Here is a 13,369-nt window from a genome sequence, read left to right on the forward strand (position 1 = left end):
GCCATTGAAGCAAAGGAAAGAAGGCGGCAATAGATTGAGTTGCTGACCATCATCCAACATTTAACAACCATCAATCAAACACTCGTTTTTCGCCTAATTCCTGCAAAACAAGCCAAAAACAACGCTTGCCTATCTTCCCTCTGTGGATAACTTTATTTCTACCGGCAAAAGCGGTATCTTTCTCCTTTCCCAACCTTTATCATCCACAAACAAACCTTATGAAACTACCTTCTCTCATTATAGGGCTGGTGTTAGGGGCAGGTGCGGTGTCTGTACAAGCACAGTCCGTCGTCAAAAAGCCTTTAACCCATGACGTCTATGACAGTTGGAAAGCCATTGCAGACGACTCCCTCTCGGCAGATGGCAAGTTCTTGTTGTATGGCATCAACCCGCAGGAAGGCGACGGCGTGCTGCATTTGCGCGACCTGACCCAGGCCAGCGCGGCCAAACAGTTTGCCCGAGGCTACCGCAGCGCCTTCACCACAGACAGCCGCTTTGCCATTTTCCAGATAAAGCCCGCCTTTGCCACCGTGCGCCAGGCCAAGCTCAAAAAGAAGAAGCCTGAGGAAATGCCCAAAGACTCTCTGGCCATTCATGACCTGAGCAAAGGTAGTACCCAGTACGTGGCCCGCGTGAAGACCTACAAACTGCCCAAGCAGAACGGCGAATGGCTGGCCTATCACCTGGAAGCACCCTTGGCAACCAAAGCATCCAAAGACACTACCAAAGGCAAAGCCCCGGCCAAACCTGCCGCTAAACCAGCGCCTAAACCTGCTACAGGCGCCAGTAAGCAAGACCCCACCGAGCTGGTATTGCGCCACCTGCCTACCGGCCAGGAGTTCCGCTTTGACCGCGTGACCGACTACCTGTTCTCCAGCAAAGGCAGTACGCTCTTCTTCGTGAAGGCTGAAACCGATTCTCTGCACAAAGCTGGCGTACATGCCTTCAACACCGCTACCCGCAAAGCAATGCCAGTAGACACGGGCCGTGTGAGCTATAAGAACCTCGCGACGGATGCCACTGGTCAGCAACTGGCTTTTGTAGCCAGCAAGGACAGCGCCGGCAAAGACCTGCGCTACTTCCATCTCATGCACTGGACCCAGAAAGATAACCGCACCAAAATACTAGCAGACACTGCGTACAAAGGCATGCCGGCCAAATGGATGGTAAGCGAGCACGCGCAGCTGGGCTTTGATGACAAGGGCGAGCGCCTTTTCTTCGGGACGTTCCCGCGGCCTATGCAGTACGAGAAAGACACCACCAAGCTAGAAGAAGATAAAGTAAGCCTGGACATCTGGACGTACAAAGATCCCCTCATTCAGCCAATGCAGCTCAAAAACCTAGAGCGGGAGCAAAAGCGGTCTTTTTTGGCGGTATATGACCTGAAGGCTAAGAAAATGATTCAGCTGGCTACTTTGGAGATTCCAGAGGTAGCCTTAAACCCGGGCCGTACCTCTGATTATGCGGTAGGGATCAGTAACGTGAACTACCTGTTGAGCGTGGGCTATGATTCGCCTTCTAAACAAGATGCCTGGTTAATCAACCTCAAAGACGGAAGCCGCCGACTTGTCTCCAAAGCCACCAGAGGGAATCCAAGACTATCGCCGGCTGGCAAATATCTGTACTGGTATGAGCCCGCCGACAGCTCCTGGAAAGCCATGAGCGTGAAGGCCAACGCGCCTATCAACCTGACCCGCGCCCTTAAAACGCCTTTCTACGACGTACAACATGACATGCCTACCCTGCCAGAGGAGTACGGTTTGGCCGGTTGGACCAAGGAAGATGAGCATTTGCTAGTGTATGACCAGTTTGACATCTGGCGCTTAGACCCAAGCGGAAAAGACAATGCTGTGAACGTGACAGATGGCTTTGGCCGGAAGAACAATTTGCAGTTCAGATACCTAAGCTTGAACCCTTCGCAGCGCACCATTCCGGCTGAGGACAAGCTCTTGTTGAGAACCTTCGATTGGAAAACCAAAGGCAGCGGTTTCTACACAGACTACGTGACCAAAGCAGGAGCCCCGCAGAAGGTCTTAATGGAACCGTACTCTTTCACGGGGGTGCAGAAAGCCAAGAACGCTGACCGCCTCATCTTTAGAAGAGGCAGTTACACTATGTTCCCAGATGTTTGGGTGACCACTACCAGCTTTGCAACTCCGCAGAAAGTAAGCGATGCCAACCCGCAACAGAGCCAGTACGCTTGGGGTACCGTGGATCTGGTAAACTGGCGCTCCAATGACAACATTCCGCTGGAAGGCCTCTTGTTCAAGCCAGACAATTTTGACCCGAATAAGAAGTACCCCATGCTGGTATATTTCTATGAGCGCAACGCCGAGACCCTGCACAACTACCGCACGCCGGCCCCAAGCGCCTCAACTATCAACATTCCATTGTTCGTGAGCCAGGGCTACCTGGTGTTTGTGCCAGACATTGTGTACAAAGACGGCTATCCAGGCGAAAGCGCCTACAATTCCATCATTCCGGGTGTGCAGAGCCTAGTAGCCAAAGGATTTGTAGACGAGAAGAACATGGCCTTGCAAGGCCAGAGCTGGGGCGGCTACCAGATTGCGTATCTGGTGACGCGTACCAACCTGTTCAAAGCCGCCATGGCCGGCGCGCCGGTGAGCAACATGACCAGCGCCTATGGCGGAATACGTTGGGAAAGCGGTATGAGCCGTCAGTTCCAGTATGAGCGCACGCAGAGCCGGATTGGTGGAACCCTCTGGGAGAAACCGATGCAGTACATTGAGAACTCCCCGCTGTTCTTCGCCCCCAAGGTAGAAACGCCTTTGATGATTATGAGTAATGACAATGACGGCGCTGTTCCGTGGTACCAGGGCATTGAGTTCTTCATGGCCTTGCGCCGTCTGGAGAAGCCGGTGTGGATGCTGGTCTACAACGGCGAGGCCCACAACTTGATGCAACGCAAGAACCGCAAAGACTTGTCCGTACGCCTGTCGCAGTTCTTCGACCATTACCTGAAAGGCGCGCCAGAACCAGCCTGGATGAAGAAAGGCGTGCCCACGCTGGTGAAAGGCAAGGAATACGGACTGGAGCTGATTGAAGAGCCGGCCATCACCACGCCAACGCCCGGTCAGCCGCCTGCCACTACCGCCACCGCCGTACCAGTGAATGCCGGTAAATAAATCGTTTTTAGGCTAATTCCCGGAAAACAAGCCAAAAACGCCCAGCTACTCAAAAGTGGCTGGGCGTTTCCTGTTTAAACTGACTATCTTCCATCAAACGCAAAACCACATGAACACCGCCACTACCAACATCACCGCCGTCCTGCTGGGCAAACTCGGCGAAGCCGTACAAAGCATCTTTCAACAGAAGCCGTACAAAGCATCTTTCAACAAAAGCCCCTCACGGGAGTAGAAATGCACCACGACCTGAATTGGGTGGAACCCCTAGATGAAAGTTCTCAGCATCAAAAAGAAGAAGTACTGCTCTTGGTAGCCGAGGCCGAAGCGCTTACTCCAGACATGCTTTCAAGGCTGGGAAAGAGGCCTCCCACCATGTTTACCATTGCATAACTGTGGCTCCAACGGACCACGTGAAAGTCTCTACGGGGAAGCATCAAGAGGTTCTGGCAACTGTAGACTCCATGATTGTGTTACCATTGTCAGGAGACGTTCCGGCTTTTCAGGACCCAGCCTTGTTAGCAGCCATCAAGCAAACCATGACGTACCTGATTGCGCTTATTCAAGAAGCGTTGCAGGGTGGGGTGAATGTAGACTTTGCAGATGTGAAGACCGTGATTAGAAGCAAAAGACCGTCTTCAGTAAGTGTGGCCAAGGCCAGCGGAAAGGATCGGGTAGCCCTGGTCACCGAGCAGCTTTTTTCTTCGCCGTACATGGTGCCTGGCCAGGCCAAGGATGCAGCAAGAGTCTTACTGCAAATTTTGTCAAGTGCCAAGGCAGAACTAGAGATGGATGAACTAAACGACATCACAGACGCCATTCAAGAGGCCTGCGGCGAGGAGAGTGAAGTCATCTTTGGTCACTCACTGGAGAATAGTCTGGACCATGAGTTGGAAGTGTTTCTGCTGGCGTCTTACTAAACCCGCGCGACGCGTTTTTGGGCTGTTTTTCAGGAAATAGCCTTAAAACGCAGGTTCGGTTTGCGCAAGTGCAGAGGAAGAAGCCGCTGCCGGAGCCACAGACGGTTGTGGCAGGCAGTGGGTGTTGAGGGCGTTGATGTCGCCGTAGAACCAGTTCACGTCTACGGGGGTTTTAATGCCCTTTACCGTGCCTTTTTCTGAATACTGCCAGAAGGCCATCTGGTCATTGGGGTGCGTAGAGGGCTCCTCGTTTTTGTAGCGGGCAATCCAGAACTTATAGCCGGCAAAGTGGCCTCTCAGCTTTTTGTCATAGAAACCCTGGTAGGTGTAGATGATGGGCTTGATGCCGTAATGATCTTCAATGCCCACCAGCCAGCGCTTGATGTCAATGCGCATCTGGGCGTCTGAGATGTCTCTGGCGAAGGTCTCTAAATCCAGTACTGGTGCTAAATCTCCCGGCTGCAGGTCTACGGTCTTCTTGAACAGTTCTATCTGCTGGTCTACGTTTACCCAAGGCAGGTAGAAATGGTAGGCGCCGCGTTTAATGCCGTGCTGGCGGCTAAGTTCCCAGTTGCGTTTAAAGTAAGGATCGCGCAGAAAATCGCCTTCGGTGGCTTTCATGAACGCGAAGCTGATGTTAGATTCCTTCACGTGCTCCCAGTTCACCTCGGCCTGGTATCTGGACACGTCAATGCCGTGCAGAAAGTTAGACGAGTTGGTATTGGCTCCCATCAAAGTGATACTGCCCGCCAAAAGAACGGTAGCAGTGAAGGTTCGCCAGCCAGCTGTAGTAAAAAAGGAAGCCATGAGTGATAAGCGCTTGTACTAAAAGGTATTGTAAATTAGAAAGAAGAATAAAGCCAATCAAACATTCCCTGAATTATAAAACAAACTCCCTTATAAAGTGCAATTATCAGTGAAACATTCATGTTTTATATGCGTACCGGAGGCACTTATGCGTTAGAGTATCACATCTGCGGTTTATTGACTATTTTTAGCCCAATGATTTTAAGAGCCGAACATCTATTCAAAAAATATAAGTCGCGCACGGTGGTGAACGACGTGAGTGTGGAAGTGAACCAAGGCGAGATTGTGGGACTGCTGGGGCCTAATGGCGCGGGAAAGACTACTTCGTTCTACATGATTGTGGGCTTGGTGAAACCCAATTCTGGAAAGATTTTTCTGGACCAGGAGGACATTACGCAGCTGCCCATGTACCGCCGGGCCAAGAAAGGAGTGGGGTATCTGGCGCAAGAGGCCTCGGTGTTCAGAGACCTTACGGTAGAAGAAAACATCCTGTCGGTGCTGGAGATGACGGGCCGGCCCAAGCAGGAGCAGAAGGAGAAAGTAGAAGAGCTCTTAGAAGAGTTCTCCCTTACCCATGTACGTAAAAACAAGGGTGTGGTACTGTCTGGCGGTGAGCGCCGCCGTACCGAGATTGCCCGTGCCCTGGCCGTGGACCCGAGCTTCGTGCTGTTGGATGAGCCCTTTGCAGGCGTTGACCCCATTGCGGTAGAGGAGATTCAGAGCATTGTGTCTAAGCTCAAGACCAAGAACATAGGCATTCTCATCACCGACCACAACGTGAACGAGACCCTTTCCATCGTGGACCGCGCCTACCTGCTCTTTGAAGGCAAAATCCTCAAATCCGGCACCGCCGAAGATCTCGCCGCCGATGAGCAGGTGAGACGCGTGTATCTGGGTAAGCACTTTGAATTGAAACGGAAAGTGTAGAACAATTATCAGTTAGCAGTAATAAGTAAACAGTTTCTCAGTTAACAATTAACAGTTAGTAGTAAACAGTTTTATCGTTTTGCTTCCAACCGTTAGTATTGTCAATGAGCTAAAGCATGGTATGACTGTTTACTAATTTCTGCTCCCTATTTACTGGAAACCCCTGTTTACTCATTACTGCTCACTGATAACTGAAAAGATGTTGGAGAATAATCTGTACAAGAAGAGTTATGCCTTTGCTGTGGAGATGGTGCGATTATATCAGCAGATTAGCGGTGAGAAAAGGGAATATGTTCTTTCTAAGCAGTTGCTAAGAAGTGGCACTTCTATTGGTGCAAATGTAGCTGAAGCGAATGGTGCCATTTCTACAGCTGATTTCTCCTCTAAAATTTCCTTGGCCTATAAAGAGACCCTAGAAACGAAATATTGGTTGAACCTACTAAGGGATACGGAGTATATTGAACCTATTTTAGTGGATAGACTACTCAAGGATGCAGATGAACTCAGCCGGATCATGTTTAGCATCCTCAAGAAGACCAGAATCACACCGAAATAGGTAATTCTGTCAGAATAAACTGGTTGCTAATTCCTGGTTATTGATAACTAAAATCACTGTTTACTTATTACTGATAACTGTTTACTGTTTTCATGGAAATCATCAATTCAATTGTGACGTGGGTAATGAAGAAGCGGGTCCACCAGATAGACCTGTTTAGAAAATACCCGCATGACGTCCAAAGCGAATTGTTTTCCAACCTGATTAACACCGCTAAAAACACCGAGTGGGGAAAGCAGTACGGCTATTCAGATAAGCTGAGCGTGCGTGAGTTTCAGGAGCGGGTGCCCATTTGCACGTATGAAGACTTGTATCCGCACATTGAGCGCATCATGCGCGGGGAGCAGAACGTGCTGTGGCCGTCTAAGATTGAGTGGTTCGCTAAGTCTTCGGGCACTACCAATGCGCGCAGTAAGTTCATTCCCGTAAGTCCCGAGGCTCTGGAAGATTGCCATTACAAGGGCGGCAAGGACATGCTCTCCATCTACGTCAACAACTACCCAGACACTAAAGTCTTCTCAGGGAAGGGGCTGTCTATTGGCGGTACGCACCATCCCAATGAGTTCAACTCTGATACCCGCTGCGGCGACGTGTCTGCGGTCATCATGCAGAACCTGCCGCTGTGGGCCGAGGCCATACGCACGCCCCCGCTCAAGGTGGCGCTCATGGACAAGTGGGAAGAGAAGATTGCCAAGATGGTGGAAATCTGCGTGAAGGAGAACGTGACCAGCATCTCGGGCGTGCCTACCTGGACGTACGTACTCTTGAACAGGATTCTGGAAGAGACAGGAGCCAAGGACATTACCGAAGTATGGCCGAACCTGGAATTGTTCGCGCATGGAGCGGTAGCCTTTGGGCCGTACAGAGAGCTCTTCCGGCAGATCATCCCCACGGACAAGATGAACTACCTGGAGATTTACAATGCCTCTGAAGGCTTCTTCGGGATACAGGATGAGCCTAGCCTAAAGGACGAGATGCTCCTGATGCTGGACTACGGCGTGTTCTATGAGTTCATCCCTATGGAAGAGGAAGACAAAGAACACCCCAAGGTGCTCACGCTAGACCAGGTGGAACTGGGCCAGAACTACGCCTTGCTAATCTCTACCAACGCCGGCCTCTGGCGCTACAAGATTGGCGATACGGTTAAATTCACCTCGCTTTCTCCCTACCGCATCAAAATCTCGGGGAGGACTAAGCACTTCATCAACGCTTTCGGCGAGGAGGTAGTAGTGGAGAACGCGGAAACCGCCATCACCAAGGCCTGCGATGCTACTGGTGCTACCATCACCAACTTCACGGCGGCGCCTATCTATTTTGAAGGGAAGAGCAAAGGTGGTCACCAGTGGATTATAGAGTTCTCTAAGCAGCCTTCTAGTATTGAACAGTTTACAGATGTCTTAGATGCAACGCTGCGTCAAATCAACTCAGATTATGACGCTAAGCGCTACAAAGACATGGCCTTGCAAGCGCCTTTGATTACCGTAGCCCCAAAAGGCGCTTTCTTGAACTGGCTGGAACACAAAGGCAAAATGGGTGGTCAGCACAAGGTCCCCAGACTGGCTAACAACCGCGACTATCTGGAAGAGATTCTGGAGGTGAATAACTTGGTGTAAGCCATTCGTTTTTGGCCTGTTTTCGTGAAAAGAGGCCAAAAACGGAGGTAACAGAAAATGCCCGGCGTGAACCGGGCATTTGTCTTTTCATAGAAAGGGAGTTGCTATTCCATAAAACTGCTCAACAGGCCGCCTTCTTTGGTGGCGTTTCCGCCGTGCGGCATCAAGGCCTGGATAAGTTTCTTGATAGGCATGGACTGAATCCAAACTCTACCGGTTCCGCGCAGGGTAGCCAAGAACAAGCCTTCGCCGCCAAACACCATAGACTTCAAACCGCCAGTTTGCTGAATATCAAAGTCGATGCCGGCTTCATAGGCTACCACGCACCCTGTATCCACGCGCAGGGTCTCATTGTGCAGATGACGCTCTACCACGGTTCCGCCGGCATGAATGAAGGCCAGGCCATCGCCGGTGAGTTTTTGCATGATGAAGCCCTCGCCGCCAAAGAAGCCCGCGCCTAGGCGCTGGTTCAGGTGCATGGCAATCTTGGTGCCCATGGCCGCGGCCAGGAAACCGTCTTTCTGCACGATCAATCCCTGCGGAAACTCCGCCAGATTGATGGGCATGATAGTACCAGGGTAGGGAGCCGAGAAAGCTACCTTGGCCTTGCTGTACCCGCGGTGCGTGAAGTGCGTCATGAACAGAGATTCACCCGTGATCAATCGGCTACCGGCAGAGACCAACTTCCCGAAGAATCCTTGGCTAGGATTGGAGCCGTCGCCCATCTTGGTTTCAAACTGGATGCCGTCTTCCATAAAGACCATGGCGCCGGCCTCGGCAATGACGGTTTCCTGCGGGTCTAGTTCTACTTCCAGCACCTGAATGTCAGAGCCATGGATGCGGTAATCAATCTCGTGTGATCTCATATAGTTTTATTTTTTCTTAGGCTTCTTGTCATCCGCCGGAGGGTCTTTTAGCTCTTTGCCCAAATCGGCCTCGTCTTCTTCAGACAATTTAGCCTTTCCCTTAAAGAAATCCTCCTCGTTTTCCTCCCCATCGGCGGTTTCTTCAATCGGGAACTCTTCTTCCTCTTCTCCAGGGCGCTTCTTGCCTTGGTCGCCTACCAGTTTCTTGTCGCGCACGTTGCGGTCCAGGAAGTCGTTGAGCTGGTCTATGTTAAAGTTAGAGGTAATGTCGCCCAGTGGATTTATCTTAATCTCGAAGCCTTCCAGCTCAGGGTGCACCTTCGCTTTTTTCTCCGGCTTGTTCTCCTTCTTCTTTTCTGGTTTTTTCTTAGCCATGGCAGTAGGATTAGGGGTGAACCAGACCTTTCGGACTGGTAAGTCAATGCTACTACAAACGGGAAAAATCCTAAGAAGGATTAGGCGAATTAAGAAGAAACCATCGGCTTACGCAAGCGTCTCTGTGAATTGAATTGTTTTTGCTGAAACGAAGAAGCCGTTTTTGGGCTGTTTTCTAGAAAACAGCCCAAAAACGGCTTCAAAGAATTTGTATGTAGTGCTTACTTAAACTGCGTACTGGCTCAATTTAGAGATGGCGGCGTCAATGCGCTGTTGCGTCTCTTCCTTACCAATGATCTCAATGATGGCCATCAGGTCTGGACCAGCCTCAACGCCCGTCACGGCAATTCTAAGCGCCTGCATCACTTGGCCAATCTTAAGACCGTTGCGCTCCAGAATCTGCAACAACAAAGCTTTTACAGAGTCTGCGTTGAAGTCCTCCAGCGTGCTCAGTTCATTTCTGAACTGCACAAAGGCGGCGGCTCCGGCGGCGTTCCATTTCTTGGCGGCCACCTGCTCATTGTATTGCGTTGGGGCAGAGAAGAAGTAGGTAGCCTCCTTGGCGAAGTCCTGAGGGAAGGTCACGCGCTCTTTCATCAAGCTCACAATCTTCACGGCGCGGTCTTCTGAACACTCAATGTTCTGTTCTTTCAAAGACGCTAACAGGTACTGGGCTAACTCAGTATCAGGCTTCGCACGAAGGTATTGCTCATTGTACCAACGGGCTTTCTGGATGTCAAAACGGGTGCCGGACTTGCCAATGCGCTCAATGCTGAAGGCCTCAATTAGTTCATCCATGGTAAACAGCTCCTGTTGCGTACCAGGGTTCCAGCCTAGGAAGGCCAGGAAGTTGATGAACGCCTCGGGCAGATAGCCGCTCTCGCGGTAGCCGCTGGCGGTCTCACCGGTGTTAGGGTCTTGCCAGAACAACGGGAACACCGGGAAGCCCAATTTATCACCGTCGCGCTTGCTTAGTTTGCCGTTACCATCAGGCTTCAATAACAAAGGCAAGTGAGCAAATTCTGGCATGGTGTCTTCCCAGCCAAAATAGCGGTACAACAACACGTGTAAAGGCGCGCTTGGCAACCACTCTTCGCCGCGTATTACGTGGGTGATTTCCATTAAATGGTCATCCACGATGTTGGCCAAGTGGTAGGTAGGCATGCCGTCCGACTTCATCAAGACCTTGTCATCAATAGCCGAGGAGTGTACCATCACCCAGCCTCTGATCATGTCTTTGAGTCTAATTTCTTCTTTGCGGGGTACTTTCAAACGGATCACGTACGGATCGCCGCTTTCCAGTCTGCGCTTCACCTCATCCTCTGGCAGGGTGAGGGAGTTCTTCATGGTGGCGCGCGTAATGGCGTTGTATTGCGGGGTGGCTACCTTGGCGGCTTTCAGGCGCTCGCGCATGGCTTCCAGTTCCTCAGAGGTATCAAAGGCATAGTAGGCGTGGCCGGCGTTTACCAGTTGCAAGGCGTAGTCCATGTACATGGGCTTGCGCTCAGACTGGCGGTAGGGTGCATGCGGACCACCGTGTACGGGGCTTTCGTCCAACTTGATGCCACACCATTCCAGGCTGTCAAAGATGTACTGCTCGGCGCCGGGCACAAAGCGATTTTGGTCTGTATCTTCAATGCGCAGCAACATCTTGCCGCCCATCTTCTTCGCGAAAAGGTAATTATATAGGGCTGTGCGTACCCCGCCAATGTGCAAGGCACCGGTTGGGCTAGGGGCAAAGCGTACACGTACTTCTCTTTCCATGGTCATCCTTTGTTAAACAGGGTGCAAAAGTACGCTATTTCAAGTCTTTCCTAAACTTTTATGTGCAAAACCTTGCTGCGCCGTGGGTTATGGCTTGGTAACCGTGCAAGGCAGGCGTGGCAGAAAGAGTTTGGGGGCCATTCTAAAACCTAAATGCTGTGTTGCGTATGTAGGTGGAAACCTTGGTTCATGTTCAAGAAGATTTTTGTGGAAGGCTGGTGCATCATCAAGGAGGTCTGGTTTGACTTCCTGGACAACAACTCGTTCCAGAAAGGAGCGGCGCTGGCCTATTACACCATTTTCGCGCTGCCGCCTATTCTCATCATCATGATCAACACCGCCGGGGCCGTTTTTGGGCGCGAGGCAGTGCAGGGAGAAGTGTATACCCAGCTGCGGGATCTTTTAGGGAGCAAGAGCGCGGCCAGCATCCAGGAGATGGTGGAAAGCATCCACCAATCCGCCGACTTTAACTTGGCCACGATGATTGGGGTGACCACATTGCTGGTGGGAGCCACGGGCGTATTTATTTCCTTGCAGGAGTCTCTGAACCAAATCTGGGGCGTAAAGCCGAAGCCCAAGAACGAGTATCTGAAGATTCTGGTGGATCGGTTGTTGTCCTTCGCCATGATTCTGGGGATTGTCTTCCTGCTGCTGGTGAGTTTGATTGTGAACGCCATCTTGGTGGTAATCACCTCTTACCTGGCTAAAAAAGTGGATCCTTCGCTCTTGCAACTCACGCAGGCTACTAATTTTCTGGTGTCTACCGCCGTGGTCACGTTTCTGTTTGCCCTTATTTACAAGTTTCTGCCAGATGCCAAAATCAAGTGGAAGGACGTGTGGGTAGGCTCTTTGGTAACAGCACTTCTCTTTGCGTTGGGTAAATCCTTGATTGGGTTGTATCTGGGCAACAGTGACTTCTCCAGTATCTATGGGGCGGCGGGGTCTGTGATTGTGGTGCTGGTGTGGGTGTTTTATACCTCGCAGATCATCTTTCTAGGCGCACAGTTCACGTTGGTGTATGCCCGCCGTTATGGTGCCAACATTTACCCGTCTACCTATGCGGTGCGGGTAGAAAACAAGGAAGTAGAAATAGGCAAAGCCCCGCTTAACGCAGAGCCCGGCCCCAATGAGGCCAAAGCCAAAGGGGAAGAAGACCCCGAAGAAGAGGAGCAAGCGAAAAACAAGTAGCCCGTTTTTGGCTTGTTTTCTGAGAAACAGGCCAAAAACGAAGGGTCTAAGTCAATTCTTGATAACCACCTTTCCAAGTACCCATATGCACGGTTTCCTGTAATGGCTTGCGGGTAGACTTGGTCTGTTCACGGGTTTGCAATTCTTGCGTTGGCAATAGGGTAAAGGGAGCCGGGTGTCCAACTACTGCCATGGCAATGGGTTGGTATTCACTTGGCACCTGTAACGCCTCATTAGCCTTGTCCATGGCAAATCCGCCCATCTGGTGCACCTGTAGCCCCATGGCCGTTGCCTGCAGACAGAATTGCCCCATCGCTAATCCCGTGTCATACAAGTGACCCGGATGTAGCTTACCATTGTCTCTTTCGGTTTTAGAAAACACTACCATCAGGAAAGGCGCGTTCTTTGCCCAGATTGCATTGCCTTCATCCAAAAGACTCACTAATCGCTGAAAATCCTTTTGCTGATCACTAGTGGCATAGACAAACCGCCATGGTTGTCCGTTGCCGGAAGAAGCCGCCCACCGCGCCGCCTGAAATAGGCTTTCTATTTGCTCTTGGGTAAGCAATTCAGAGGAGAAGCTTCTGGGGCTCCAACGCGCCTGCATGAGCTCATGGATGTTGTGCTGTTCTTCGCGGTGTTGCATGGGTTTATTGAGTGAATGAGAGATTGAATGAAGGAGAGAATGGGCGATTTGAAAATGTGAAAATTAGCTCATCAGGATCATCTCCAACTCTGCAAATCTTCAAATCAAGAACATTCTCTCACTCATTCAATCCTTCAATCTATCATTAAAATTTAACCGCGATGCAGGAGATTTCCACGTTCACGTCTTTGGGTAGGCGGCTCACTTCCACGGTTTCGCGGGCGGGCTCATTGCTGGAGAAATAGCTGCCGTAGGTTTCATTGATGGCGCCAAAGTTGCCCAGGTCCTTCACAAAAATAGAGCACTTTACCACATTGCTGAAGTTCATGCCCGCCTCTTCTAAGATGTACTGCAGGTTTTTCATGACTTGGTGCGTCTCGGCTTGGATGTCTCCCTGTACCAACTGGCCAGTGGCCTGGTCCAAAGGAATCTGGCCCGATACGTACAAGGTGTTGCCTGCCATCACGGCCTGGCTGTAAGGTCCAATGGGGGCCGGAGCGGCTTTGCTTTCTATGATAGTAGTTGCCATAACAAGAATAGTTAAATCAGTATCTTTGTGTGCTT

At 51.0% G+C, this 13,369-nt stretch carries 13 protein-coding genes; 7 read left to right on the forward strand and 6 right to left on the reverse strand.

Annotated elements, in window-relative coordinates:
* Positions 1 to 218 precede the first annotated feature (218 nt).
* From GU926_RS12450 to GU926_RS12455, 3 genes are all read left to right on the forward strand, one after another.
* A complete protein-coding gene (locus GU926_RS12450) occupies positions 219 to 3,146 on the forward strand; it encodes an alpha/beta hydrolase family protein (RefSeq protein WP_160692335.1) in 2,928 nt (975 codons plus the stop codon).
* A 109-nt stretch (positions 3,147 to 3,255) separates the two neighbouring features.
* Positions 3,256 to 3,378: a hypothetical protein gene (locus GU926_RS18620; RefSeq protein ID WP_262886141.1), complete on the forward strand. Its 123-nt coding sequence runs from the start codon at positions 3,256 to 3,258 to the stop codon at positions 3,376 to 3,378.
* A gap of 160 nt (positions 3,379 to 3,538) precedes the next feature.
* Positions 3,539 to 4,063, forward strand: a complete 525-nt coding sequence (locus GU926_RS12455; protein ID WP_160692337.1) for an FtsZ/tubulin family protein — start codon at positions 3,539 to 3,541, stop codon at positions 4,061 to 4,063.
* 42 nt (positions 4,064 to 4,105) lie between these two features.
* Here the strand turns inward: GU926_RS12455 and GU926_RS12460 are convergent, their stop codons facing one another.
* The gene (locus GU926_RS12460) at positions 4,106 to 4,870 is read right to left on the reverse strand and encodes a glycoside hydrolase family 25 protein (RefSeq protein WP_160692339.1); all 765 of its coding nucleotides are present in this window, start codon (positions 4,868 to 4,870) and stop codon (positions 4,106 to 4,108) included.
* Positions 4,871 to 5,065: 195 nt separating this feature from the next.
* Between GU926_RS12460 and lptB the strand changes: the two genes are divergently transcribed.
* From lptB to GU926_RS12475, 3 genes are all read left to right on the forward strand, one after another.
* The gene (lptB, locus tag GU926_RS12465; RefSeq protein WP_160692341.1) at positions 5,066 to 5,797 is read left to right on the forward strand and encodes an LPS export ABC transporter ATP-binding protein; all 732 of its coding nucleotides are present in this window, start codon (positions 5,066 to 5,068) and stop codon (positions 5,795 to 5,797) included.
* Positions 5,798 to 5,996: 199 nt separating this feature from the next.
* The gene (locus tag GU926_RS12470; protein WP_160692343.1) at positions 5,997 to 6,353 is read left to right on the forward strand and encodes a four helix bundle protein; all 357 of its coding nucleotides are present in this window, start codon (positions 5,997 to 5,999) and stop codon (positions 6,351 to 6,353) included.
* A 92-nt stretch (positions 6,354 to 6,445) separates the two neighbouring features.
* Entirely contained in the window at positions 6,446 to 7,966 is a 1,521-nt protein-coding gene (locus tag GU926_RS12475) for a GH3 auxin-responsive promoter family protein (RefSeq protein ID WP_232058318.1), read from the forward strand.
* Positions 7,967 to 8,070: 104 nt separating this feature from the next.
* Here the strand turns inward: GU926_RS12475 and GU926_RS12480 are convergent, their stop codons facing one another.
* From GU926_RS12480 to gltX, 3 genes are all read right to left on the reverse strand, one after another.
* Positions 8,071 to 8,832, reverse strand: a complete 762-nt coding sequence (locus GU926_RS12480) for a TIGR00266 family protein (RefSeq protein WP_160692345.1) — start codon at positions 8,830 to 8,832, stop codon at positions 8,071 to 8,073.
* A 6-nt stretch (positions 8,833 to 8,838) separates the two neighbouring features.
* On the reverse strand, positions 8,839 to 9,207 hold the full coding sequence (locus GU926_RS12485) for a hypothetical protein (protein WP_160692347.1): 369 nt from the start codon (positions 9,205 to 9,207) through the stop codon (positions 8,839 to 8,841).
* 225 nt (positions 9,208 to 9,432) lie between these two features.
* Positions 9,433 to 10,971 carry a glutamate--tRNA ligase gene (gene gltX / locus GU926_RS12490; protein WP_160692349.1) on the reverse strand — a complete coding sequence of 513 codons (1,539 nt, stop codon included), beginning with the start codon at positions 10,969 to 10,971 and terminating at the stop codon, positions 9,433 to 9,435.
* Positions 10,972 to 11,160: 189 nt separating this feature from the next.
* Between gltX and GU926_RS12495 the strand changes: the two genes are divergently transcribed.
* Entirely contained in the window at positions 11,161 to 12,159 is a 999-nt protein-coding gene (locus GU926_RS12495) for a YihY/virulence factor BrkB family protein (RefSeq protein WP_160692351.1), read from the forward strand.
* 46 nt (positions 12,160 to 12,205) lie between these two features.
* On the opposite strand, the gene GU926_RS12500 is transcribed toward GU926_RS12495, so the two are convergent.
* Together GU926_RS12500 and GU926_RS12505 are read right to left on the reverse strand one after the other, a co-directional pair.
* A complete protein-coding gene (locus GU926_RS12500; protein ID WP_160692353.1) occupies positions 12,206 to 12,805 on the reverse strand; it encodes a nitroreductase family protein in 600 nt (199 codons plus the stop codon).
* Positions 12,806 to 12,950: 145 nt separating this feature from the next.
* A complete protein-coding gene (locus GU926_RS12505) occupies positions 12,951 to 13,334 on the reverse strand; it encodes a RidA family protein (protein WP_160692355.1) in 384 nt (127 codons plus the stop codon).
* Positions 13,335 to 13,369: the final 35 nt, after the last annotated feature.

Source organism: Nibribacter ruber, from assembly GCF_009913235.1.
Lineage (GTDB): Bacteria > Bacteroidota > Bacteroidia > Cytophagales > Hymenobacteraceae > Nibribacter > Nibribacter ruber.

Excerpts from the sequence above, each read along its gene's own strand:
- GU926_RS12450 (WP_160692335.1), top strand. The coding sequence starts at position 219 with ATGAAACTACCTTCTCTCATTATAGGGCTGGTGTTAGGGGCAGGTGCG.
- GU926_RS18620 (WP_262886141.1), top strand. The coding sequence starts at position 3,256 with ATGAACACCGCCACTACCAACATCACCGCCGTCCTGCTGGGCAAACTC.
- GU926_RS12460 (WP_160692339.1), bottom strand. The coding sequence starts at position 4,870 with ATGGCTTCCTTTTTTACTACAGCTGGCTGGCGAACCTTCACTGCTACC.
- lptB (WP_160692341.1), top strand. The coding sequence starts at position 5,066 with ATGATTTTAAGAGCCGAACATCTATTCAAAAAATATAAGTCGCGCACG.
- GU926_RS12470 (WP_160692343.1), top strand. The coding sequence starts at position 5,997 with ATGTTGGAGAATAATCTGTACAAGAAGAGTTATGCCTTTGCTGTGGAG.
- GU926_RS12475 (WP_232058318.1), top strand. The coding sequence starts at position 6,446 with ATGGAAATCATCAATTCAATTGTGACGTGGGTAATGAAGAAGCGGGTC.
- GU926_RS12480 (WP_160692345.1), bottom strand. The coding sequence starts at position 8,832 with ATGAGATCACACGAGATTGATTACCGCATCCATGGCTCTGACATTCAG.
- GU926_RS12485 (WP_160692347.1), bottom strand. The coding sequence starts at position 9,207 with ATGGCTAAGAAAAAACCAGAAAAGAAGAAGGAGAACAAGCCGGAGAAA.
- gltX (WP_160692349.1), bottom strand. The coding sequence starts at position 10,971 with ATGGAAAGAGAAGTACGTGTACGCTTTGCCCCTAGCCCAACCGGTGCC.
- GU926_RS12495 (WP_160692351.1), top strand. The coding sequence starts at position 11,161 with ATGTTCAAGAAGATTTTTGTGGAAGGCTGGTGCATCATCAAGGAGGTC.
- GU926_RS12500 (WP_160692353.1), bottom strand. The coding sequence starts at position 12,805 with ATGCAACACCGCGAAGAACAGCACAACATCCATGAGCTCATGCAGGCG.
- GU926_RS12505 (WP_160692355.1), bottom strand. The coding sequence starts at position 13,334 with ATGGCAACTACTATCATAGAAAGCAAAGCCGCTCCGGCCCCCATTGGA.